Consider the following 23,039-nt stretch of genomic DNA (forward strand, 5'->3'; position numbering starts at 1 on the left):
TGGCGGTGGCGGTCAGGCCGACTCCTTGCGCGGACGCTTGGCCCGCGGCTCGGCCTCCCGCCGGACGATCGTCGGGTTGACGTTGTCGAGGACGACCTCGCGCGTCACGACCACCCGGGCGATGCCGTCGTCGCTGGGCACGTCGAACATCACGGGGAGGAGGACCTCCTCCATGATGGCGCGCAGGCCACGGGCCCCGGTGCCACGCAGCAGCGCCTGGTCGGCGACGGCCTCGAGGGCGTCCTCGGTGAACTCGAGCTCGACCCCGTCGATCTCGAACATCTTCTGGTACTGCTTGACGAGCGCGTTGCGCGGGGCGGTCAGGATGTTGACGAGGGCCTGGCGGTCGAGCGGCGCGAGCGTCGTCAGGACGGGCAGGCGGCCGATGAACTCCGGGATGAGGCCGAACTTGAGCAGGTCCTCGGGCATGACGTCGGCGAAGCCGTCGGCGAGGTCCTTCGGGCTGTGCAGGGCGGCACCGAAGCCGAGACCCTTGCGCCCGACCCGCGACTCGATGAGCTTCTCGAGCCCGGCGAAGGCACCGCCGACGATGAACAGCACGTTCGTCGTGTCGATCTGGATGAACTCCTGGTGCGGGTGCTTGCGTCCACCCTGCGGCGGCACGCTCGCCGTCGTGCCCTCGAGGATCTTCAGGAGCGCCTGCTGCACGCCCTCACCCGACACGTCCCGCGTGATCGACGGGTTCTCGCTCTTGCGGGCGATCTTGTCGACCTCGTCGATGTAGATGATGCCCGTCTCGGCCTTCTTGACGTCGTAGTCGGCGGCCTGGATGAGCTTGAGCAGGATGTTCTCGACGTCCTCGCCGACGTAGCCGGCCTCGGTCAGCGCCGTGGCGTCCGCGATCGCGAACGGCACGTTGAGCATCTTGGCGAGGGTCTGGGCCAGGTAGGTCTTGCCGGAGCCGGTCGGGCCGATGAGCAGGATGTTGGACTTGGCGATGTCGACGTGCTCGTCGTCGCGCTTGGGGCCCTCACCGGCCTGGATGCGCTTGTAGTGGTTGTAGACGGCCACGGCGAGCGCCTTCTTGGCGGTGTCCTGACCGACGACGTAGTTCTGCAGGAAGTCGAAGATCTCACGCGGCTTGGGCAGGTGGTCCAAGCCGAGCTCGCTGTTCTCGGCGAGCTCCTCCTCGATGATCTCGTTGCAGAGGTCGATGCACTCGTCGCAGATGTACACCCCGGGTCCGGCGATGAGCTTCTTGACCTGCTTCTGGCTCTTTCCGCAGAACGAGCACTTGAGCAGGTCCCCGCCTTCTCCGATGCGTGCCACCGAATCACTCCTGGTCGCTCGACCTCGGGTGCCGGATGCGCCCGAGCGCCCCCGCTCGCCCACGGGGTCGCCTCCTATTAGACGACGGAGGACCCCACCCCCGCTCGCGCAACGCCGTTTGTCCGCTGATGGCTGACAAACGACGCACGTGTCAGTTGAACCGCGTTCCAGCCGAATCGGTGCAGGTCAGCGACCTGCGCGGCTCGGCCCGCCGCGTCCGGCGCGTTCGTCGACGCGCGCCCGTCGACGGCCCACGCCGCCTCACCGCAACAGGCGACCACCAGGCGCGCTGTGGGGCTGGACGCGACCGACCGACCGCGACAAGCCGCCACGTGGCGCCGTGCCGCGTCCGACCCGATGCGTCGTCCCGTGAGCGGCCATGTGAGCTGCCACGTGACCGGCCGCGTGAGCCCGTGCCGAGGGTGTGGATGAGCCGCCCGGGGCGGGTCTGCTCTGCGCCGGCATCGGGCCATGTCCCCCGCAGCCGTGCCACCCCGGGGCCCGTTCCGGGTCACCACGAGCACCGACCCGGGCACCGGCCGACGCCACGTCGTCCCGCCGCCGGGCGTCCGCGCCTGGGACCTGCGCTCCAGCCGCTACCGACGCCTGCTCCGCGGCGTCTACGTGGCGACCTCGGAACCGGTCACGCCGGTCGTCCTCGCACGGGCCGGGCTCCTCGTCGCGGGCCGGGGCAGCGTGGCCTCGCACCACACCGCCGCACGCGATCTGGGGCGCCGTCGTCGACCTTCCTCGACCTGAGCGACGAGCTGGGCCTCGTCGACCTCGTCGTCGCGGGCGACTCGCTCGTCAAGGCAGGTGTCGTCACGCCCGAGCAGCTGGTCGAGGCGGCCGTCGCGTACCGCGGCAGGCCCGGAGGCTGGCCCGGCGCGCCGCGTCGCTCGTGCGGGCCGAGGTGGACTCACCGATGGAGACGCGCGTGCGGATGCTCATGGTGCTGGCCGGTCTGCCGGAACCGGTCGTGAACCAGCGCATCCGGTGGCCGGACGGCCGGGTCCGCTTCCGCTTCGACCTGTCCTTCCCCGGCGCGCGGCTCGTCATCGAGTACGACGGCCGGCAGCACGCCGACTCCGACGAGCAGTGGGACCGCGACATCGACCGGCGGGAGTGGTTGGACGGTGACGGGTGGCGCATCGTCGTCGTGCGCTCCAGGACGTCTACCGGACGCCGGCCCGCACGCTCAGCCGGATCGCGGCCGCGATGCGCGACCAGGGCATGCCCGTGCCGCGCCTCTCCGACGCGTGGCGGCTGCACTTCCCGAGCCTGCCGGAGGACCTCGCGGTCCCCGCCTGACCGCACCAGGTGGTCGGTTGCTCCGGTGAGCGGCGCCAACCGGCTGCGACAACGCACCATGCGGTCGTTTGTTGCGGCGAGCGAGCCCGACCGGCCGCGACAACGCGCCACGTGGTCCGGTTCCGCGCGGGAAGGGCCGGACGCGTCAGGCGGAGGTGAGGTCGCGCACGATCGCGACGTACTGCTCCTCAGCGGCCTCGGGCGAGGTGCCGGACAGGCGCGCCCACGCGTCGTACTTGGCCCGGCCGACCGGGTTCATCATCCCGGGTCGCGAGCCGGTCACGTCACCCTGGGTCACCTGCTTGTACAGGCCGTAGAGCTTGAGCTTGACGTCGTTGCCGGGGTCGGCTGCCAGCCCCTTGACCGCCTCGACGGCCTGCTCGAACTCGGCACTCGCCATGACTGGACCTCCCACGCTCGACGTCAGGTCGGTCCCATCCAAGCAGGTGTGCCGTCGGGCCCGGTCGAGGGACCGGGCCCGACGGCACCGAGCGTCCTTCCGGGTCAGACCTCGAGCGAGGCCTTCCGGGAGGCGAGCACCTCGTCGATGAGGCCGTACTCCTTGGCGTCCTCGGCGGACAGGATCTTGTCGCGCTCGATGTCCTGGCGCACCTGCTCGGACGTGCGACCCGTGTGGTTGGCCAGCGTGTCCTCGAGCCAGGTGCGCATGCGCAGCACCTCGTTGGCCTGGATCTCGATGTCGGAGGCCTGGCCGTAGTCACCGCCGGAGAGCGCCGGCTGGTGGATGAGGATGCGGGAGTTCGGCAGTGCGAAACGCTTGCCCTGGGCACCCGCGCCCAGGAGGACGGCGGCTGCCGAGGCTGCCTGGCCGATGACGAACGTCTGGATGTCGGGCCGGACGAACTGCATCGTGTCGTAGATCGCGGTCATCGCGGTGAACGAGCCGCCGGGGCTGTTGATGTACATGAGGATGTCGCGGTCGGGGTCCAGCGACTCCAGGACGAGCAGCTGGGCGATGATGTCGTCGGCCGAGGCGTCGTCGACCTGCACCCCGAGGAAGATGATGCGGTCCTCGAAGAGCTTGTTGTAGGGGTCGGAGCGCTTCATCCCGTACGAGGTGCGCTCCTCGAACTGCGGGAGGATGTAACGGCTCGAGGGCTGCGGCACGGCGAGGCGGTTCGTGGGTTCGATCATCATGGTCTTCTCCAAAGTCCTTGCGGCCGCGGTCAGTTGGCGTCGGGCTTCGCGTCGGCCGAACCGACGCCGCGCCCCTCGACGGCCTGGTCGGAGCGGCTGAACACGTGGTCGACGAAGCCGTACTCCTTGGCCTCCTCCGCGCTGAACCAGCGGTCGCGGTCGGAGTCCTTCTCGATCTGGTCGACCGTCTGCCCGGTGTGCTCGGCGATGAGCTGGGCCATCTGCTTCTTGACGTAGAGCATCTGCTCGGCCTGGATCTTGATGTCCGTCGCCGTGCCGCCGATGCCGCCGGAGGGCTGGTGCATCATGACCCGCGCGTGCGGCGTCGCGTAGCGCTTGCCCTTCGTGCCGGCCGACAGGAGGAACTGGCCCATCGAGGCGGCCATGCCCATGGCGACGGTCGCGACGTCGTTGGGGATCCAGTTCATCGTGTCGAAGATGGCCATGCCGGCCGAGATCGACCCGCCGGGGCTGTTGATGTAGAGCCAGATGTCCTTCTCGGGGTCCTCGGCCGACAGCAGCAGCAGCTGGGCGGCGATGGCGTTCGCGTTGTCGTCGCGCACGTCGGACCCGAGGAAGATGATCCGCTCCTTGAGCAGGCGGTTGTAGATGTGGTCGTCCAGACCACCCGGCTGGCCGTTGCCGTTGGCGGAGATGTCCGAGTTCACCATGTCTCCATCGTCGAAGTTGTCCGGTCGCGGCGCCCACGCGACCCCCGTGAAGAGGGGCGACGCGGTCTGCGGCCGGCTCGTCACTGACCCTAACGCGCGCCCCCCTGGGCAGATTTCCCGAACCGCGCCCTGTTCGCCGTGAGCGCACAAACCTGAGCGCCCCCGGCGCAAGCCGCGGGCGCTCAGCCGGTCGCCTCAGGCGATCGTCCAGCGACGGGTCACTCGTTGAGGCCGTTGTCCTGTCCGGACTCGCCCGTGGCGCTGGCCTGGTCAGCCTGCTGGTCGACGACGTCCTGTGCGTCCTCGAGGGCGCCCTCGCGAGGCGTCTCGCGCGGGGTGCTGCCGTCGGCGTTGCCGCGGTCGACGTCCTCGTCCGTCGCGATGCCGCCGGGGCTGCCGTCGGACTCGCCGCTCGTCGTCGCCGACGTGCCCTCGCCACCGGAGCCGTCGGGGCGCTGGCTGTTGATGTCGCTGTCGGTCAGGCCGGTGTTGCTCTCGTCGTGGGTGCTCATGACCGTGACGTACCCAGACTCCGCCGTCGTCGTCCGACGAGACCCGGGGACGACGAACGGCCGGCCCCGTGCGGGACCGGCCGTTCGTGCGACGGATGCGGACGGGTCAGGCGTCGGCCTTCTCCCCGGCGACCTCGGCGGCCTCGGTGGCCTCCGTGGCCTCGGTGGACTCGCTGGACTCGGCGACGGGTGCCTCGTCCTCGTCACCCTCGGTGCCCGGGACGGCCTCGTTGAGGTCGACCGTGTTGCCGGCCGTGTCCTTGACGACGACCTTCTCCAGGACGGTGGCCAGGGCCTTGCGGCGCGCGACCTCGGCGACCATCGCCGGGATCTGGCCGTCCTTGTCGACCTGCTGGGCGAAGGCGTTGGGGTCCATGCCGTACTGCTGCGAGCTCATGACGAGGAACTCGATGAGCTCCTGCTGCTGGACCTGCACCTCCTCCTTCTCGGCGATGGCGTCGAGGAGGAGCTGGGTGCGCAGGCCCTTGCGGGTGCTCTCGTCGACCTCGGCCCGGTGCTCGTCGTCCTCGAGCCGCCCCTCGCCCTCGAGGTGGCTGTGCACCTCCGCCTCGACGACGCCCTCGGGCACCGGCACCTCGATCTTCTCGAGGAGCGCGTCGAGGAGCTTGTCGCGGGCCGCGACGCCCTGGGCGAACTTGGCGTCGATCTCCGCCTTCTGCGCGAGGTCGGCCTTGAGCTCCTCGAGGGTGTCGAACTCCGAGGCGAGCTGGGCGAACTCGTCGTCGAGCTCGGGCAGCTCGCGCTCCTTGACGGCGGTCACCGTGACGGTGCACTCGGCGTCCTGGCCCTCGCGGTCACCGCCGGCCAGCGGCGCCGTGAACGTCTTGGTCTCGTCGGCACTCATACCGACGAGCGCCTCGTCGAGACCGTCGAGCATGTTCTTGCTGCCGACCTCGTAGGAGACGCCCTTGACGGCGTCGATCTCCTCGCCGTCGATCTGGGCGGACAGGTCGATGGAGACGAAGTCGCCGTCCTGGACCGCGCGCTCGACGCCGGTGAGGGTGCCGAACCGGGCGCGGAGGTCGTCGAGGCGCTTGGTGACGTCGTCGTCGGACACGGTGGCCTCGTCGACGGTCAGCTCGATGTCGGAGAAGTCGGGCAGCTCGATCTCGGGGCGCTTGTCGACCTCGGCGGTGAAGCTGAGGTCCTCACCGTCGGTCGAGGGCACCTTGAGGTCGGTGATCTCCGGCTGGCCGAGGGGGCGGACCTCGTTGGCCTCGAGGGCCTGGCCGTAGAAGGTCGGCAGCGCGTTGTTGACGGCCTCCTCGAGGACTGCGGCACGGCCGACGCGCTGCTCGATGATGCGCGCGGGGACCTTGCCCTTGCGGAAGCCGGGGACCTGGATGTGCTCGCCGATGTGCTTGATGGCCGCATCGAGGCTCGGCTTGAGCTCCTCGAACGGGACCTCGACGGTCATCTTGACCCGGGTCGGGCTGAGGGTCTCGAGGGCACTCTTCACTGCGGGGTACTCCATCTTGGGCGGTTGGGGGTCGGCGCTCTCGATGGTGGCGCCGACGCTGGACAGGGAACCGACGCACCATGCTATCGGCCGCACGACGGATGGCTAAATGCGCCGACGGCGCCCCCGCTGCGCTCGCCTATGCTCGGGGCCCATGAGCGAGTCGCCGCACCCCTCGCCCGGCCCATCTGACCCGGTGGGTCCGGCGGCGTCCGGCACCCTCGCGGCGCTGCGGCCGGTGCAGATGGTCGCCGGGATGGTCGGCATCGGTGCCCTGATGCTCTCGGCGGTCCGCGTCCTCGTCGACCCTGCCGGGTCGATGCCGTCGTGGACCGCGGTCGCGGTGGTGCTCGTCGTCCTCGTCGGCTCGGCCGTGCTGGTGCGCCGGTTCGGCTACACGGTCCCGGCCCTGCCCGCGGACCTGCCGCGCGAGAACGCGGAGGCCACGAGTCTCCGGTACTTCACGTCGACGACGATCCTGCGCACGGCCCTCGCCGAGGCCCCGGTGCTGGTCGCGTTCGCGGCCTCGTTCGCGTTCACGCCGCGCACGTGGGTCACCCTGCTCGTCGCGCTGCCGGGCGGCCTTGCGCTCTTCTGGCTCCACGCCTGGCCCTCGCCCCGGACCGCCGCCGTCGTGGAGAGGGGCCTCGAGGCCGAGGGGGCCGAGTCCTACCTGTCCGAGGCGCTGGGCTTCCGGGCCGGCTGACGCGTCCGGGACGCATGCTCCGGCTCGACTCGGTCGGCGACGGTGCCCCCGCTGCGCCAGTACCGGCCGTCGGCGCGGTCGAGGAAACCCTCCTCGACGAGGTAGCGGCGCAGGGCGGCGACGTCGGGGTGGTAGCGGCGCAGCGTGTTGTTGACGTCGGTCTCGTCGTAGCGGCGCCCCGGCTCGAAGTGCTGGGCCAGGTGGTCGAGGACCACGAGGCGCTTGCGGATCTTCGTGGGGATGGCGGTCAGCGAGCCGTCTGAGGCGAGGAAGGCGCGCAGGACGGCGTCACGGTCGCGCAGGGCGTCCTGCAGGTCGGGGCGGTGCACCGGCCCACGGTAGGCACCGGCCGAGGCCGCGTGCCACTGGCTTTCTGGAGCGGGCGACGAGAATCGAACTCGCGTAATCAGTTTGGAAGACTGAGGCTCTACCATTGAGCTACGCCCGCAGGAGCGCTGGTCGTGGCGGCATGCCGTCGCCGACCGGGTGATCCGAGGCGCTAGCCTACTGGTTCGCGTCCGGTCCGCCGAAATCGACCCGCTGCCAGCGGGTTCGTCGCGTCCGGCGGGCGCGAACGGGGCATGGCGCAGCTTGGTAGCGCGTCCGCTTTGGGAGCGGAAGGTCGCAGGTTCGAATCCTGTTGCCCCGACGTCACGAAGGGCCGGGCGGGAAGCGACGGAGTCGCTCAGCCCGGCCTTTCGTTCGCCGGGGCACGAGGATGCAGGGAGGTCGAGCTGCCGCGGCGAGGAACGAGCCGCGGCGGAGAGGCCGGCCTGTTGCCCCGACCGAAGGTCCCTCCGACAGGGAGGAGCGAGGCACGAGCGACGGCGTCCGGTCGTCCCGGGCGTCAGGCGGGCAGCAGGTCGAGGCGCAGCTCGTTGATGGTGCGCCCGGCGCGCACGCCCTTGGCCTCGAAGCCGTCGGCCGGCCGCCAGGAGGGGCGCTCGACGCGTCGGGCGGTGAAGCGCGGGTGGGCGGCGGCCTCCGCAAGGACGTGCTCGGCGTAGAAGTCCTGGTCGGTGGCGACGAGGACGTGGCCGCCGGGCTTGAGGACGCGGGCGAGCAGGTCGAGGTTGGTCGGGCTGACGAACCGTCGCTTGGTGTGCTTCTTCTTGCGCCAGGGGTCGGGGAAGAACAGGTGCACGGCGTCGAAGACGGCATCCCCGACGCGCTCCTCGAGGAAGAGGACGGCATCGCCCACCTCCACGCGCAGGTTGGGCACTCCGGCCGCCTCGGCGTCGGCCAGCATCCGGGCGATGCCGGGGGTGTGCACGTCCATGGCGAGCAGGTCGTGCTCGGGGTGGGTCCGGGCGTAGGCGATGGCGGCGTGCCCGTGGCCGCAGCCGATCTCGAGCACGACGGGGGCGACGCGGCCGAAGGCTGCGACGGGGTCGAAGGCGCCGGGCCGCAGGGCACGAGCCGGCGCGAGCGTCTGCATGCGTTCGAGCGTCAGCGACGAGAGGCGCCCGCGCCGCACGAAGCTGCGCACCCGCGCCGGGGTGACGCCCTCGGGCAGGTCCGGGACCTCGTGCACCCTGCGGCGTGCAGCGGTCTGCTCGTCGGGATGCCCGTCCGGATGCCCGTCGGGATGCCCGTCGCGATTCTCGTCGGGATGCTCGTCCACGCGGGCATCGTAGTGACGCGACGCCGAGGCCCCGAATCCCGCCGCGTCCCGCTGTCGCGTTCCGCAGTCAGGAGCTGGGCCGGGCCGGCTGCCGGACCCTCTCCCCCGCGGACGCGTCAGCTGCGCCAGATGGTCACGACGGCGCGGTCGTCGCCCAGACCCGCGGCGGCGTGGTCGCACAGCCGTTGGGCCAGGCCCTCGAAGCCGGTCCGGATGAACGACTCGGCCCGGCCGAGCATGCGGTCGATGCCGTCGACGAGCGCCTTGTCACGCGCCTCGATGACACCGTCGCTGTAGAGGACGAGGGCGTCGCCGCGACGGATGGTGCCCGACTCGCGGGGGTACTGCGCCTGCTCGATGACGCCGAGCAGCGGCCCGCGCCCCCCGTTGAGCATCCGCCAGCGGCCGGACCCGGCGGCGAACTGGGCCGCAGCCGGGTGTCCGGCGTAGCCGATGGTGAAGTTGCCGGTCTCCAGGTCGACGGCGACGTGCACGGCGGTCGCGAAGCCCTCGGGCCACCGCAGCCGGAGCAGGTGGTTGTTGGCCGACTGGAGGAACGCCCGGTCGCTCATCTCGCCGAGCAGGCCGCCCAGCGCCCCGGACAGCAGCAGCGAGCGGGTCCCGGCCTCCCGGCCCTTGCCCGAGACGTCGACGAGGGCGACCTCGAGGGTGCGGCCGTCGGTCGACCTCGTCGCCACGACGAAGTCACCGGCGAACCCGTCGCCGTAGGCCGACTCGAGGGCAACCTCGGCGTGCCACGTCGGCGGCAGCTGCGGCAGCTCGCCCTGGGCACGGAGCCGGTCGCGCATGTCGACGAGCATCGACTCGCCGCTGACCCCGACGACGCCCACCTGGGCGCGTGCGTGCGAGAGCCAGAGCATGAGCAGCATCGTCGCCGCGGTGACGATCTGCGAACCGGTCGTGGACGGCTTGTTGCCGCCGAGGTACACCCCGACGATCGCCATGCTGAGGAAGAGGCCGATGAACACGACGAGGAGGAACCGCGGCTCGAGGAAGAGCCCGGCTGCGACGACGAGGAGGCAGTAGACACTCCAGGGCACGGCGTCGCGCCAGACGTAGATGGAGCTCGTGGCGAGGACGCCGAGCACGAGGAAGATGCCGACGATGACCCACGGGGCGCGCGACAGCCACGGACCGAGGTGCGTGAGGCGTCGGATCGGTCCGGCAGCGTACCCCGAGCGGCGAGAGACGATGCTCTCGTTGGTCGCCACGTGCCTCCCTTGCTGGGCTGGAGGGGAGCCGGCCCGGGCGTCAGCTCACGACGCGTCCGAGTCCGGCAGCGCCGGCAAGTCCCCCGTGTTCTCGTACGCGGAAACCATACCTAGACGACGGGCGTGACGCTCCTCATTCGAGAAGTTCGTCCCGACGAACGTGTCGACGATGGCGATGGCGGTCTCGACCGGGGTGAACCGCGCGCCGATCGAGACGACCTGGGCGTCGTTGTGCTCGCGGGCCAGGCTCGCCAGCTCGGTCGAGTAGGCCAGCGCGGCGCGGATGCCGCTCACCTTGTTGGCCGCGATCTGCTCACCGTTGCCGGAGCCCCCCAGCACGACGCCGAGCGAACCCGCCTCGGCCGCAACGGCCTCCGCGGCCCGCAGCACGAACACCGGGTAGTCGTCCTGCGCGTCGTAGGCGGACGGACCGTGGTCGACGACGTCGTGGCCGGCGTCGCGCAGGTGGGTCAGGAGGGCCTGGTGGAGCTCGTAGGCCGCGTGGTCGCCGCCGATGTGGATGCGCATGTCCGTCCTTGGGTGCGTCGGGTCGGGTCAGTCGAGGATCGGGCCGAGCGTACGGGTGCGCTTGAGCTCGAAGAAACCCGGTGTCGACGCGACGAGCACGCAACCGTCCCAGAGGCGCACGGCGTCCTCGCCCTTCGGTGCGGGGGTCACGACGGGTCCGAAGAACGCGACACCGCCCACCGAGATGATCGGCGTGCCGACCTCGGTGCCGACGAGGCTGATGCCCCGCTTGTGGCTGCGGTGCAGCGCCGCGTCGAACTTCTTGTGGTGGGCCTCCTTGGCGAGCGCCGCCGGCAGGCCGACCTCCTCGAGCGACTCGCGGATGACGACGTCGAAGTCGCTCATCCTCCGCAGGTGGATCCGGGTGCCCATGGCGTCGTAGAGGGGCTTGACGACGGTGTCGCCGTGGGCCTCCGCGGCCGCGATGATGACGCGGACCGGGCCCCAGGCCTCGTCCATGCGCGCCCGGTAGGCGGCGTCGAGGTCGTGCCGGTGCTCGTTGAGGACCGCGAGGCTCATGACCGACCACGTGACCTCGAGGTCGCGCAGCCGCTGGACCTCCATGAGCCAGCGCGACGTCATCCAGGCCCACGGGCAGATCGGGTCGAACCACATCTCGACGGCCCGGCTCGCGCCGGCGTCGGTGTGCGAGGAGGAGGCCGCGGTCGAGGGTGAGGGGGACGCCTGCGTCATGGGGCCCATCCTCGCACCCGTCGTCGCGGGGCCGAATCGCGGTGGCGGTCGGGTGGGACCTCCGTGCGAGGATGTCCGGGCGACGGGGCCGTCCGACCGGTGCCGCCTGCGTCGCAGCCACGCACTTCGTCCCCAGGAGGTCCCCTCGTGCCCGGCAAGAACCTGACCCGCGAGGAGGCGGCCACCCGCGCCGCGGTCCTGCGGGTCGACAGCTACGACGTCCGTCTCGACCTCACCACGGGTCCCGAGACGTTCCGCACGGTCACGACGGCGCGCTTCTCCTGCGCCGAGCCCGGCACCGACACGTTCATCGACCTCATCGCCGACTCGGTCGAGCGCGTCACCCTCAACGGCGCCGACCTCGACCCGGCCGAGCTGTTCGCCGACTCCCGGGTCGCGCTGCCCGGCCTGGCCGCCGGCAACGAGCTGACGATCGAGGCGACGGGCCGCTACACGAACACCGGCGAGGGGCTGCACCGCTTCGTCGACCCCGTCGACAACGAGGTGTACCTCTACACCCAGTTCGAGGTGCCCGACTCCCGGCGCATGTACGCGGTCTTCGAGCAGCCCGACCTCAAGGCCTCCTTCTCCTTCACCGTGACGGCTCCCGCGCACTGGAAGGTCATCTCCAACTCCCCGACGCCGCACCCCGAGCCCGCCGGCGTCGCCGACGGCGTCGAGAGGGCCACGTGGTCCTTCGCCCCGACGCCGCGCATCTCCTCCTACATCACCGCGCTCATCGCCGGCCCGTACGACGAGGTGCGCGACGAGGTGCAGACGCGGCGCGGAACGGTGCCCCTCGGCGTCTTCTGCCGCAGGTCGCTGACCCAGCACCTCGACGCCGACAACCTCTTCGACTGCACGAAGAAGGGCTTCGCGTTCTTCGAGTCCGAGTTCGACCAGCCGTACCCGTTCGAGAAGTACGACCAGGTCTTCACGCCCGAGTACAACATGGGCGCGATGGAGAACGCCGGGGCCGTGACGTTCACGGAGGTCTACGTCTTCCGCTCCAAGGTGAGCGAGGCCAAGGTCGAGCGCCGCGCCCTGACCATCCTGCACGAGCTGGCCCACATGTGGTTCGGCAACCTCGTGACGATGAAGTGGTGGGACGACCTCTGGCTCAACGAGTCGTTCGCCGAGTGGGCCTCGACGACGTGCCAGGCCGAGGCCACCGAGTGGACGAGCGCCTGGACGACCTTCGGCACGGCCGAGAAGGCCTGGGCCTACACCCAGGACCAGCTCTCCTCGACGCACCCCATCGCCGCCGACATGCGCCACCTCGAGGACGTCGAGGTCAACTTCGACGGCATCACGTACGCCAAGGGCGCCTCGGTGCTCAAGCAGCTCGTGGCCTACGTCGGCCGCGAGCCGTTCGTCACCGCGCTGCGCGCGTACTTCCGCAAGCACGCGTGGGGCAACACGACGCTCGCCGACCTCCTCGGCGAGCTCGAGGCCGCCTCGGGCCGCGAGCTCACCGAGTGGAGCAAGCTGTGGCTCGAGACGGCGGGCGTCAACACGCTGCGCCCCTCGTTCGAGGTCGACGCGGAGGGCCGGTACACGGCGTTCGCCGTCGAGCAGACCGCCGCCGAGGAGCACCCGACGCTGCGGCCGCACCGCCTCGGCATCGGCCTCTACGCCGTCCAGGGCGACAGCCTCGTGCGCACCGCCTACCACGAGGTCGACGGCGCCGGGGAGCGCACCGACCTCGCCGAGCTCGTCGGTGTCGCGCAGCCGGACCTGCTGCTGCTCAACGACGACGACCTCGCCTACGCCAAGATCCGCCTCGACGAGCGGTCGCTGGCCACGGCGCTGGCCCACCCGCGTGGTTTCGGCGACTCGCTGCCGCGCTCGCTCGTCCTCGGCGCGACGTGGGACATGACCCGCGACGCCGAGATGCCCGCCCGCGACTTCGTGCGGTTCGTCCTCGAGACGCTGCCCGGCGAGAGCGACTCGACGCTGCTGCGCGTGCTGCTCGGCCAGATCGTCCAGTCGACCCGCCTCTACGTCGCGCCCGAGCACCGCGCCGAGACCTCCGCGCTGCTCAGCAGCTCGCTGCGGGCCCTGGCCGAGTCGGCCGAGCCGGGCAGCGACGCCCAGTTCCAGCTCGTCGAGGCGTGGGCCAACACGACCGCCGACGCCTCCGACGCCGACCGGTTCCGGGCGCTGCTCGCCGGCGACGCGTCCCTGCCGGGCCTGGGCGTCGACACCGAGCTGCGCTGGACGTTCGTCCGCGCCCTCGCCGCGCTCGGCGTCGCCACGGATGCCGAGCTCGAGGCGAGAGCTCGACCGCGACCCGACCGCCACGGGCCGGGAGCGGCACGCCGAGGCCCTCGCGGCCCGCCCCACCGCCGAGGCCAAGGCCGACGCGTGGGCCAAGGCCGTCGAGCAGAACGTCCTGTCCAACCAGATGGTCGAGGCCGTGGCCGCCGGCTTCCGCCGCAGCATCGACCTGTCGCTCCTCGAGCCGTACGTGGCGCGGTACCACGAGATGCTCGTCGACGCGTGGGCCGCACGCAGCGTCGCGATCGGCGAGCGGGTGGTCGGCGGGTTCTACCCGTTCGCGCTGGCCAGCACCGAGCTCCTCGCGGCCTCGGACGCGTGGCTCGACGCGCACCGCGACGCCCCGGCCGGCCTCGTGCGCACCGTCGCCGAGAACCGCGACACCATCGCCCGCGCCCTGCGCGCCCAGGAGGCGGACCGCCGGGCCTGAGGCCGCCGGCATCGAGCGCCCGTCCGCCCTGTCCCGGGTCGGACGGGCGCTCGCCCGTTCCCCCGGCCGGTGGCAGCGTCCTGCCGTCTGGGACCATCGAGACCGGTCGCCGCCGCGGCGGCGCCCCCTCTCACCGGCCCTGTCCCCTGCACCGAACGAGACTCTGTGACCGACGAACTCACGACACCGTCCACCGCGCGCCTCGTCAGGGCGCTCGCGCCGACCGACACGCCACCACACCTGCCCGGAACGGAGGGACCGTTGGAGCTGTCCATGCCGCAGGTCACCTGGTCCCAGCTCGGCGACTGGCTCGTCGGCACGCCGTTGCTCATCCTCGTGACGATCGTGCTCGGGCTCTTCGTCCGGTGGGCCGTGCACCGCCTCATCAACCGCGTCGTCGCGACGGCCGCCTCCCGACGCGCCGAGCGCCTCGCCGGCCTCCTCGGGGGCAACCGCCGGGCGCCGAGCGCGGTGGGTGTCGCCAACGCCCGCCACGTGCAGCGGACCCAGACGATGGGTGCGCTGCTCAAGAGCATCACGACCTTCATCGTCTTCGGCGTGACGGGCCTGACCGTGCTCTCGCTCGTCGGCATCCCGCTGACGCCGATCCTCACCTCGGCCGGGGTGGGTGGCGTCGCGCTCGCGTTCGGCGCCCAGAGCCTCGTCAAGGACTTCCTCTCGGGTGTCTTCATGATCATCGAGGACCAGTACGGCGTCGGCGACGTCATCGACACCGGTGAGGCCGTCGGCACCGTCGAGAACGTGTCGCTGCGCATCACGCAGCTGCGCGACGCGCAGGGCATGACGTGGTACATCCGCAACGGCGAGATCATCCGCATCGGCAACAAGACCCAGGGGTGGTCCACGGCGATGGTCGACGTCCCGATCGCCTACGACCAGGACGTCGAGCAGGCGACCTCGGTGATCCGCGACGTCGTGTCGGTCATGGACGACGACGACCGGTGGCGGGACGTCCTGCTCGAGGAGCCGAACGTCGTCGGCGTCGAGTCGATGTCGGCCGGTGTCATCACGATCAGGATCCTGGCCAAGACCGTCGCGAACGAGCAGTTCGCCATCCAGCGGGAGATCCGCGAGCAGGTCAAGGGCGCCCTCGACCGGGCCGGCATCAAGAGCCCGTCACCGGTCATGCCGCCGTACGGCGGGGGCAAGCCGCTCTGAGGCCACCGGACCGCACCTGAGAGACTGACCGGCGTGACCTACTACGAGGACTTCGGCGGCCACGAGACCTTCGCCAAGCTCGTCCGCGAGTTCTACCGGGGCGTCGCCCGGGACGAGCCGCTGCGCGCGCTCTACCCGGAGCAGGACCTCGGCCCCGCGGAGGAGCGCCTGCGGATGTTCTTCGAGCAGTACTGGGGTGGGCCGACGACGTACTCGCAACAGCGCGGCCACCCGAGGCTGCGGATGCGCCACATGCCCTTTCCGGTGACCCCCGACATGCGTGACCGCTGGCTGCTGCACATGATGAACGCCGTCGACACGCTCGACCTCGCGCCCGAGCACGACGACCTGCTGCGCGACTACCTGACGCGCGCGGCCTACTCGCTCGTCAACACCCCCGGACCCGACGGCACGTTCTGAGCGTCCCGGGACGCCCTCCGGCTCACAGGAAGTCACAGCCGAGTCACAGGCGAAACCCCTGACGCCCCGACGCGGGCCGTGCTGTGCTGGTGCGTGTGGCCACGGGTGGCGTGGCGCCTGCATCCGCAAGGAGGCCGAGATGGTCGAGCTGAACCGCACGTCGGTGGGGGTCGCTGCCGCAGGCGCCGCCGCGCTGGCCGTCGCCCTGGGAGTCTCCGCGGTGGCCCGCGCCGACTCGCCGAGCCCGTCCTCGAGGACCGCGGTGGCGGTCGTCCCGGCGGCCGCGACGACCCCCGCCCCGACCGCCACCGGCAACCCCGGCAACGGCAACCACGGGAACGGCAACGGCAACCACGGGCACGGTTGGGGTCCCGGTGGCCGGCCCGGCAAGGGCGGTGGAGACCTCGGGCGCGGTCTGGGTGTCGGGCACCTCGGCGCCGGCGTGGCCGACCTCGCGGCGCGCCTCGGCGTCAGCGAGTCGACGTTGCGCGACGCCATCAAGGGCGCCCGAGACGACCTCCGCGCCGCCCGCGCCGCGGCCCAGCCGACCGCCCCGCCGACCACGTCGCCCACCACACCGCCGACCTCGCCTCCGTCGACGGCCCAGCGCGACGCGAGGCTCGATGCCTTCACGACGGCGCTCGCCAAGCGCCTGCGCATGGACGTCGCCAAGGTGCGCGGCGCCATCGCCGCCGTTCGTGCGGCCGCGCAGGCCGCACGCCAGAAGGCCTTCGACGACCGGCTCGCCCAGGCGGTGCAGAGCGGCACGCTGACCCAGGCCGAGGCCGACGCCGTGAAGAAGGCGGCCGCCGCCGGGGTCATCGAGATGGACGGCCCTGACTGACCGGGCCGACCCGAGCCACGTCCAGCCTCACGCGGTGGAGCGGGAGGCCGGCCAGCGGGCCGCGGTGTGCTGACTCGGTGCCCGGCCGGTGAGCAGGCCGCGGCCTGGGGCCGGCAGTGCCGGACCGGCGTACTGGGTGGCTGGACGAGCCGCGTCAGCAGCTGGCGTCGATCCCGGCCCGGAGCGCGCGTCACACCACGTGTCGCGCGATGCACGGTCCCGGCGCGCGAAAGTCCGCGCGCCGAACCCCGTCGCGCGCGCTTCGTCCAGCAGGCTGCCGGGACGGGGCCACGCGACGGTCCCCCTCGCGGCGCTCGACGACGCCACCCGCAAGGTCGACATGCAAGATCTTGCAGATCTTGCTTGGAGTTTCCGTGGGCATGAGGAACGATGGTGGCTCGTGACGCGATCAGCAGCCCAGACCCTCACGCCCGCCACCGTGACGGGCGTCCGCGAGGCGGACAGCCCGGTCCACGCCGCCGACCACCCGGACGGGGCGTGGTGGCGTCAGGCCGTGATCTACCAGATCTACCCCCGCTCGTGGAGCGACGGCGACGGCGACGGCGTCGGCGACCTGCCCGGCATCACCGCGCGCCTCGAGCACCTCAGCGCGCTCGGCGTCGACGCGGTCTGGCTGTCGCCGTTCTACACCTCGCCCCAGGCCGACGCCGGCTACGACGTCGCCGACTACCGCGACGTCGACCCGCTGTTCGGCACGCTCGCCGACGCGGACGCGATGATCGCGCGCGCCCACGAGCTGGGCCTCAAGGTCATCGTGGACATGGTCCCGAACCACTCCTCGGACGAGCACGAGTGGTTCGCAGCCGCGCTCGCAGCGGGCCCCGGCTCGGCCGAGCGCGAGCGCTACGTCTTCCGCGAGGGCCGCGGCGAGCACGGCGAGCTGCCCCCGAACAACTGGCAGTCCGTTTTCGGCGGCGCCGCGTGGACGCAGGTCACCGAGGAGAACGGCCGTCCGGGCCAGTGGTACCTGCACCTGTTCGACCCGAAGCAGCCCGACTTCAACTGGGAGCACCCCGAGGTGCGTGCCGAGTTCGAGTCGATCCTGCGCTTCTGGCTCGACCGGGGCGTCGACGGCTTCCGCGTCGACGTCGCGCACGGCCTGATCAAGGAGCAGGGCCTGCCCGACACCGAGGAGGAGCGCACCGTCATGCTCGGCCACGCCGAGCACGACGACGCCGCCGTGGCAACCGCGCGCCCGGACGACCAGCCCCGCATCGACCACACGAAGCGCAGCCCGATGTGGGACCAGGACGGCGTTCACGAGATCTACCGTTCCTGGCGCCGCGTCCTCGAGTCCTACGGCACCCCCGACCGCATCCTGTGCGCCGAGGCCTGGGTCGAGCCGCAGGAGCGCGCCGTCGCGTACGTCCGCCCGGACGAGATGCACCAGGCGTTCAACTTCGACTTCCTCACCTCGGCGTGGGTCGCCGCCGACCTGCGCTCGGTCATCACGTCGTCGCTGCGGGCGGCCGACTCGGTGGGCGCGCCGTCGACGTGGGTGCTGTCGAACCATGACGTCGTGCGCCACGCCTCGCGCCTCGGTTTCGCGCCCGGCACGCCGCGGATGAACGGCATCAGCGCCGCCGACCCGCAACCGGACCGCGAGCTGGGCCTGCGCCGCGCCCGGGCCGCGACCGCGCTCATGCTGGCCCTGCCGGGCGGTGCCTACCTGTACCAGGGCGAGGAGCTCGGCCTGCCCGACTCGACGGACATGCCGGCCGAGTTCCGCCAGGACCCGACGTTCGCGCGCACCGCGGGCGCCGAGACCGGCCGCGACGGCTGCCGGGTCCCGATGCCGTGGGTCGCCGACGCGCCCAGCCTCGGCTTCGGCCAGACCGACGCGACGTGGCTGCCGCAGCCGGCGGTGTACGCCGACTACGCGGTCGACCGGCAGACCGGCGTGCCCGGCTCCACCCTCGAGCTCTACCGGTCGCTGCTCGCGGAGCGTCGACGCCTCCACCTCGGCACCGGGTCGCTGACGTGGGTCGAGGGCTACGGCGAGGACGTTCTCGCGCTGACCAACGGCGGACCGGACCGCGAGCGCGTCCTCGTCGTCACCAACCTCGGCGCCGAGCCGGTCGAGCTGCCCGAGGGCGTCGACGTGCTCGTCGCCTCCGGTCCCCTGGTGGCCGGAAGCGTCCCCACCGACACGACCGTCTGGGCACTCTGGGCCTGACCGTGCCGGTCCCCCACTGCTCCGACCCGCGCGAGGGCGCCCCCCGCCAGGGGGCGCCCTCGCCGCACCACCGGAGGTGTCCAGGCCGGGCGGTGAGCGCCTAGTCTCGCGCCATGACCGTGCCGGCGCCGCGCCCCCGCCCCTACCTCGCCCGGACGCCGGTGGCCCTCGCCCACCGCGGTGGCGCGCTCTACCGGCCCAACGTCGGCCTCGAGAACACGATGACGGCGTTCGGCCATGCCGTCGCCCTCGGCTACACCCACCTCGAGACCGACGTGCACCTGACGGCCGACGGCCGGCTCGTCGCCTTCCACGACACCCGCCTCGACCGCGTGACCGACCGGGCCGGACTCATCCACCGGCTCACCTGGGAGCAGGTGCGCGAGGCCGCCATCGGCGACGGTGAGCGCGTGCCCCTGCTCACCGAGGTCCTCGACGCGTGGCCGGAGGTCAACCTCAACCTCGACCTCAAGGCGCCGGGGACGCCGGCGGCCCTCTGGCGTCTCATCGAGGAGCGCCGCCTCCACGAGCGGGTCTGCGTCGGCTCGTTCTCGCAGCGCAACATCGCCCAGTTCCGACGCCTCGCCCGCGGACGCGTCACGACCGCGGCCGCGCCCGTCGGCGCCGCGGTCAACCGCTACGGCCCGCGCTGGCTGGCCCGCTGGCTGCGCTCACCCGCGGAGGTCTTCCAGGTGCCCGCCTCGTTCCCCGTGCGCGGGCGCGTCGTGCAGGTCGTGACCCCGGGGTTCGTCGCGGCGGCGCACGCAGCGGGCAAGCAGGTGCATGTCTGGACGATCGACGACCCGGAGCAGATGCACCGGCTGCTCGACCTCGGCGTGGACGGTCTCGTCAGCGACCGCATCGACGTGCTCAAGCAGGTGCTCGTCCAGCGTGGCACGTGGACCGGGCGCTGACGAAGCCGCTTCGTCAGCGCACCAGCACGTGACCCCGCGCGGTCGACAGGCGGGTCCAGCGTCCGTTGGTCGACACCGACGCCTCGGTGCCCGGCGCGGTGAAGCCGAGCACGTGCGCGCCGAAGGCCAGACCGGCCGCGACGGGCGGCACGGTGTCGGTCATCGCGCCCCACACGCGACGGCGCAGGGCCGTGACCGCGTGAGCGCCGGCACCGTCGGGGGTTCCCGCGGCAACCTGCGAGATCCCCTCGCGCGCAACCGCGTCCACGGCCTCGCTGGTGAGCCGCCCCACGGGCTCCCAGCCGTCGCGTGGGGGTGTCAGCCCGCCCCACGGCGCCCGCACGGTGGTCGGGGGCACGGCGAGGACGCTCGACGCATCGCGGCGCGCCAGCCGGTCGGCGAGCGACGCGAACGACACCGTCGTGTCGAGGGCCGCGCCGGCGTCGTGGCCGACTGCCCGGACCCGCACGACGCGCAGACCGAGGACCGTGCCCTCACCGAGCAGGCCGCCGCCCTCGAGGACGGCGACCGTGACGAGGGCCAGGCCGCCGGCGACCTGCAGCCGCACGGCGCCGTCGGGGTTGGCGCGCCGGGCCCGGGCCAGGAACGTCTCGAGGTCGGCCAGGCCCCGGGGGTCACCGAAGTCGACGTGTCGCACGTCGGTGGTCACGGTCGGGCCCTCACCGTCGACGCCGGAACGGTGCCGGGCCACTGCGGTGGGGCCGCAGGGCGTCCCGCTCCTCCGGCCGCATCCGCCGCGGTGACGCGGACGCGAAGTCGTAGAGGGCCAGCTCGGTCTCCGCGACGGCGTACACGACCTCGTCACCTCGCGTCCCGTCACCTCGCCCCTGGGCACCGTGCGGATCCATCCCCACGGGGTCGGTGACGATGTAGGCGACGTCGAAGCCGGCCCCACCGACCCGCGAGACCCACATCCGGATCTCGACCGGTGCGTGCCGGAAGCCGAGCGGCCGCCGGTACTCGATCTCGTGTCGCGCGACGAGCACGCCCTCGTCGAGCAGCGTCTTGTTGCCCGCGCCGGTGCCGTCGAACCAGTCCCGGAAGGCGATGACGCGCGCGTCCTCGAGCAGCCGGAGGAACTGCACGTTGTTGATGTGCGCGTAGGCGTCCATGTCGGACCAGCGCAGCGCCACGTGCGCGGCGTACGGGGCCTGGAGGTCGGTCGAGGAACGGGTCGTGCCGTCCGGCGCGTCGGTCATGACGCCATCCTCCCAGCCCGTCCCCATCCCCGTCCGGGCGCCCACCGGCGTCCACAGGGCCCGGCCCGGGGAGGCGGACCCGTCGGCGGCGGCACGTAGGTTGGACGCATGCCCCCGACGCCTGCCGCCCAGCCCACCACCACCGACGCCATGGGCGACGCCGGACCCGTGGACGTGGTCGACGACCCACTGCGGTCACGGGCGACCGAGGCACTGCGCCGGCTCGTCGGACGGCCTGACGCCGAGTTCCGTGACGGCCAGCTCGAGGCCATCGCCGCACTCGTCGAGGGTCGTCGGCGCGTCCTCGTCGTGCAGCGCACGGGGTGGGGCAAGTCGGCCGTGTACTTCGTCGCGACCGCCCTGCGCCGGGCCGAGGACGCGGGACCGACCGTCATCGTCAGCCCGCTGCTGGCGCTGATGCGTGACCAGATCGGGGCCGCCCAGCGGGCCGGCATCCGCGCCGTGACGCTCAACTCGACCAATGCCGACGAGTGGGGCGAGGTGTCGGCCGCCCTCGCGGCAGATGCCGTCGACGTCCTGCTCGTCAGCCCCGAGCGGCTCAACAACCCACGGTTCCGCGACGAGCAGCTGCCGCAGCTGGCCCGGACCTGCGGCCTGCTCGTCGTCGACGAGGCGCACTGCGTCAGCGACTGGGGGCACGACTTCCGGCCCGACTACCGCCGCATCCGCGACCTGCTCACGACCCTGCCCGAGCACACGCCGGTCCTCGCGACGACGGCCACCGCCAACGCGCGGGTCGTCACCGACGTCGTCGAGCAGCTCGGCGCCGGCGGCCACGACGTGCTGACGCTGCGCGGTCCGCTCGCCCGTGCGTCGCTGCGCCTCGGCGTGCTGCCGCTCGCCGCGCCGGAGCAGCGGCTGGCCTGGCTCATCGCCCACCTGGCACAGCTGCCCGGCTCCGGCATCGTCTACGCCCTGACCGTGGCAGCGGCCGAGGACGTCGCCGCCGCGCTGCGCGAGGCCGGGCACGAGGTCGCCGCCTACACGGGCCGCACCGAGCCTGCCGAGCGCATCCGCCTCGAGGAGGCCCTGCGCGACAACACCGTCAAGGCGCTCGTGGCCACGTCGGCGCTCGGCATGGGCTTCGACAAGCCCGACCTCGGGTTCGTCCTGCACCTGGGTGCGCCCTCCTCCCCCGTCGCCTACTACCAGCAGGTCGGTCGCGCGGGGCGGGCCACGGAGCGCGCCGACGTCCTGCTCATGCCCGGCCCCGAGGACAAGGACATCTGGCGCTACTTCGCATCGGCCTCCATGCCGCGCCAGGACCAGGCAGACGCCGTGCTGCGGGCCCTCACCGAGTCGCCGAAGCCGCTGTCCACGGTCGCGCTCGAGGCCATCGTCGACGTGCGTCGCACGCGGCTCGAGCTGCTGCTCAAGGTGCTCGACGTCGACGGCGCCGTCCGCCGGGTGCCCGGCGGGTGGACCGCCACCGGCGAGCCGTGGGCCTACGACGAGGAGCGCTACGGGCGGGTCACGCAGGCCCGCGAGCGTGAGCAGCAGCTCATGGTCGACTACGAGCGCAACGAGGGGTGCCGCATGGCGTTCCTGCAGACCTGCCTCGACGACGAGACGGCCGAGCCGTGCGGCCGCTGCGACGGCTGTGCCGGGCCGTGGTTCGACGCGACGATCCCGGACGCGGCCGTCACCACCGCCCGCGCCCGGCTGGACCGACCCGGTGTCGCCCTGGAGCCCCGGGCGCAGTGGCCGTCCGGGATGGACCGCCTCGGTGTCCCCGTGCGCGGCCGCATCGGGGCGGAGACGGCCATGACCGAGGGCCGCGCGGTCGCCCGGCTCAGCGACCTCGGCTGGGGTCAGCGGCTGCGCGAGCTGCTCCGCGGCGACGACGGCGAGCTGCCGCCCGAGGTGCTGCGCGCGTGCGTCGACGTCCTCGCGACCTGGGGGTGGTCGCAACGCCCCGTCGCGGTCGTGTCGGTCCCGTCGCGACGCCGTCCACGGCTCGTCGGGTCCCTGGCGGCGGGCATCGCCGAGCTCGGGCGGCTGCCCTACCTCGGGTCGCTCGACCTCGCCGAGGGCGGCCCGGTGGGCGAGCCTGGCGGCAACAGCGCCTTCCGGCTGGCCAACGTGTGGGGCCGACTCGTCGTCGGACCCGAGCTCGCGGCGCGGCTGGCCGGGGCGCCCGGTCCCGTGCTGCTCGTCGACGACGTCGCCGACTCGCGCTGGACGCTGACGGTGTGCGCAGGCCTCCTGCGTCAGGCCGGGGCGCCCGGGGTGCTCCCGCTCGTCCTCGCGCTCGAGGCGTGAGCACGGCGGCAGGTGGCCGTGCCGTGGCGCCGGCCCCACGTCGGGCACGGGGACGGGGCCGACGGGG

General features: G+C 72.4%; 22 protein-coding genes, 2 tRNA genes and 2 pseudogenes. 12 read left to right on the forward strand and 14 right to left on the reverse strand.

Annotation, left to right across the window (positions count from 1 at the left end; genetic code table 11):
* Positions 1–12: 12 nt before the first annotated feature.
* Complete coding sequence (gene clpX, locus AC1VM9_RS20050; protein ID WP_481342519.1) at positions 13–1,290, reverse strand: ATP-dependent Clp protease ATP-binding subunit ClpX; 1,278 nt, start codon at positions 1,288–1,290, stop codon at positions 13–15.
* A gap of 471 nt (positions 1,291–1,761) precedes the next feature.
* On the opposite strand from clpX, the gene AC1VM9_RS20055 reads away from it, so the two are divergent.
* Both AC1VM9_RS20055 and AC1VM9_RS20060 read left to right on the forward strand, forming a co-directional pair.
* On the forward strand, positions 1,762–2,049 hold the full coding sequence (locus tag AC1VM9_RS20055) for a hypothetical protein (RefSeq protein WP_483123846.1): 288 nt from the start codon (positions 1,762–1,764) through the stop codon (positions 2,047–2,049).
* Between the two features lie 384 nt (positions 2,050–2,433).
* Complete coding sequence (locus AC1VM9_RS20060) at positions 2,434–2,601, forward strand: hypothetical protein (protein WP_483123847.1); 168 nt, start codon at positions 2,434–2,436, stop codon at positions 2,599–2,601.
* Between the two features lie 145 nt (positions 2,602–2,746).
* On the opposite strand, the gene AC1VM9_RS20065 is transcribed toward AC1VM9_RS20060, so the two are convergent.
* From AC1VM9_RS20065 to tig, 5 genes are all read right to left on the reverse strand, one after another.
* A complete protein-coding gene (locus AC1VM9_RS20065; RefSeq protein WP_481342521.1) occupies positions 2,747–3,001 on the reverse strand; it encodes an acyl-CoA-binding protein in 255 nt (84 codons plus the stop codon).
* A 104-nt stretch (positions 3,002–3,105) separates the two neighbouring features.
* A complete protein-coding gene (locus tag AC1VM9_RS20070) occupies positions 3,106–3,759 on the reverse strand; it encodes an ATP-dependent Clp protease proteolytic subunit (RefSeq protein ID WP_481342522.1) in 654 nt (217 codons plus the stop codon).
* A 29-nt stretch (positions 3,760–3,788) separates the two neighbouring features.
* Entirely contained in the window at positions 3,789–4,430 is a 642-nt protein-coding gene (locus AC1VM9_RS20075; RefSeq protein WP_076259080.1) for an ATP-dependent Clp protease proteolytic subunit, read from the reverse strand.
* Between the two features lie 218 nt (positions 4,431–4,648).
* Positions 4,649–4,942, reverse strand: a complete 294-nt coding sequence (locus AC1VM9_RS20080; protein ID WP_481342523.1) for a hypothetical protein — start codon at positions 4,940–4,942, stop codon at positions 4,649–4,651.
* A gap of 106 nt (positions 4,943–5,048) precedes the next feature.
* Positions 5,049–6,422, reverse strand: a complete 1,374-nt coding sequence (gene tig, locus AC1VM9_RS20085) for a trigger factor (protein ID WP_483124055.1) — start codon at positions 6,420–6,422, stop codon at positions 5,049–5,051.
* 154 nt (positions 6,423–6,576) lie between these two features.
* Between tig and AC1VM9_RS20090 the strand changes: the two genes are divergently transcribed.
* Positions 6,577–7,128 carry a hypothetical protein gene (locus AC1VM9_RS20090; RefSeq protein ID WP_483123849.1) on the forward strand — a complete coding sequence of 184 codons (552 nt, stop codon included), beginning with the start codon at positions 6,577–6,579 and terminating at the stop codon, positions 7,126–7,128.
* Here the strand turns inward: AC1VM9_RS20090 and AC1VM9_RS20095 are convergent.
* Complete coding sequence (locus AC1VM9_RS20095; protein WP_483123850.1) at positions 7,092–7,457, reverse strand: DUF2087 domain-containing protein; 366 nt, start codon at positions 7,455–7,457, stop codon at positions 7,092–7,094. The genes AC1VM9_RS20090 and AC1VM9_RS20095 overlap by 37 nt on opposite strands.
* A gap of 45 nt (positions 7,458–7,502) precedes the next feature.
* A tRNA-Gly gene (locus AC1VM9_RS20100) sits at positions 7,503–7,576 on the reverse strand.
* A 127-nt stretch (positions 7,577–7,703) separates the two neighbouring features.
* Here AC1VM9_RS20100 and AC1VM9_RS20105 point away from each other — a divergent pair.
* Positions 7,704–7,777 (forward strand) — tRNA-Pro (locus tag AC1VM9_RS20105).
* A gap of 198 nt (positions 7,778–7,975) precedes the next feature.
* Here the strand turns inward: AC1VM9_RS20105 and trmB are convergent.
* The 4 genes from trmB to AC1VM9_RS20125 all read right to left on the reverse strand — a co-directional run bounded on the left by trmB (position 7,976) and on the right by AC1VM9_RS20125 (position 11,205).
* Positions 7,976–8,752, reverse strand: a complete 777-nt coding sequence (gene trmB / locus AC1VM9_RS20110) for a tRNA (guanosine(46)-N7)-methyltransferase TrmB (RefSeq protein WP_483123852.1) — start codon at positions 8,750–8,752, stop codon at positions 7,976–7,978.
* A gap of 116 nt (positions 8,753–8,868) precedes the next feature.
* Entirely contained in the window at positions 8,869–9,984 is a 1,116-nt protein-coding gene (locus AC1VM9_RS20115) for a PP2C family protein-serine/threonine phosphatase (protein WP_481342527.1), read from the reverse strand.
* 45 nt (positions 9,985–10,029) lie between these two features.
* Complete coding sequence (locus tag AC1VM9_RS20120) at positions 10,030–10,512, reverse strand: ribose-5-phosphate isomerase (RefSeq protein WP_481342528.1); 483 nt, start codon at positions 10,510–10,512, stop codon at positions 10,030–10,032.
* A gap of 27 nt (positions 10,513–10,539) precedes the next feature.
* Positions 10,540–11,205 carry a mycothiol-dependent nitroreductase Rv2466c family protein gene (locus tag AC1VM9_RS20125; RefSeq protein WP_483123853.1) on the reverse strand — a complete coding sequence of 222 codons (666 nt, stop codon included), beginning with the start codon at positions 11,203–11,205 and terminating at the stop codon, positions 10,540–10,542.
* A 147-nt stretch (positions 11,206–11,352) separates the two neighbouring features.
* Between AC1VM9_RS20125 and pepN the strand changes: the two are divergent.
* The 7 genes and pseudogenes from pepN (at position 11,353) to AC1VM9_RS20160 (ending at position 19,469) form a co-directional block, all read left to right on the forward strand.
* Positions 11,353–13,915: pseudogene (pepN, locus tag AC1VM9_RS20130) on the forward strand (aminopeptidase N).
* Between the two features lie 513 nt (positions 13,916–14,428).
* Positions 14,429–14,515, forward strand: a pseudogene (locus tag AC1VM9_RS20135) (hypothetical protein); the annotation flags it as partial.
* A 90-nt stretch (positions 14,516–14,605) separates the two neighbouring features.
* Positions 14,606–15,094 carry a mechanosensitive ion channel family protein gene (locus tag AC1VM9_RS20140; RefSeq protein WP_483124056.1) on the forward strand — a complete coding sequence of 163 codons (489 nt, stop codon included), beginning with the start codon at positions 14,606–14,608 and terminating at the stop codon, positions 15,092–15,094.
* 33 nt (positions 15,095–15,127) lie between these two features.
* Positions 15,128–15,514 (forward strand): globin, encoded by a 387-nt coding sequence (locus AC1VM9_RS20145; RefSeq protein WP_481342751.1) that lies wholly within the window; start codon positions 15,128–15,130, stop codon positions 15,512–15,514.
* Between the two features lie 139 nt (positions 15,515–15,653).
* Positions 15,654–16,358: a hypothetical protein gene (locus tag AC1VM9_RS20150; RefSeq protein WP_481342752.1), complete on the forward strand. Its 705-nt coding sequence runs from the start codon at positions 15,654–15,656 to the stop codon at positions 16,356–16,358.
* 400 nt (positions 16,359–16,758) lie between these two features.
* Complete coding sequence (locus AC1VM9_RS20155; protein ID WP_481347102.1) at positions 16,759–18,555, forward strand: glycoside hydrolase family 13 protein; 1,797 nt, start codon at positions 16,759–16,761, stop codon at positions 18,553–18,555.
* A gap of 113 nt (positions 18,556–18,668) precedes the next feature.
* Positions 18,669–19,469, forward strand: a complete 801-nt coding sequence (locus AC1VM9_RS20160) for a glycerophosphodiester phosphodiesterase family protein (RefSeq protein ID WP_481342754.1) — start codon at positions 18,669–18,671, stop codon at positions 19,467–19,469.
* A 13-nt stretch (positions 19,470–19,482) separates the two neighbouring features.
* Here AC1VM9_RS20160 and AC1VM9_RS20165 read toward each other — a convergent pair whose 3' ends face one another.
* Together AC1VM9_RS20165 and AC1VM9_RS20170 are read right to left on the reverse strand one after the other, a co-directional pair.
* A complete protein-coding gene (locus AC1VM9_RS20165; protein WP_481347104.1) occupies positions 19,483–20,139 on the reverse strand; it encodes a DUF8185 domain-containing protein in 657 nt (218 codons plus the stop codon).
* 10 nt (positions 20,140–20,149) lie between these two features.
* Positions 20,150–20,689: an acyl-CoA thioesterase gene (locus AC1VM9_RS20170; protein WP_481347105.1), complete on the reverse strand. Its 540-nt coding sequence runs from the start codon at positions 20,687–20,689 to the stop codon at positions 20,150–20,152.
* A 150-nt stretch (positions 20,690–20,839) separates the two neighbouring features.
* On the opposite strand from AC1VM9_RS20170, the gene AC1VM9_RS20175 reads away from it, so the two are divergent.
* Positions 20,840–22,972, forward strand: coding sequence for a RecQ family ATP-dependent DNA helicase (locus AC1VM9_RS20175; RefSeq protein WP_481347106.1), 2,133 nt, complete (start codon positions 20,840–20,842; stop codon positions 22,970–22,972).
* The last annotated feature ends 67 nt before the right edge of the window (positions 22,973–23,039 follow it).

The sequence above is a fragment of the Monashia sp. HAY1-11D genome (assembly GCF_056868035.1).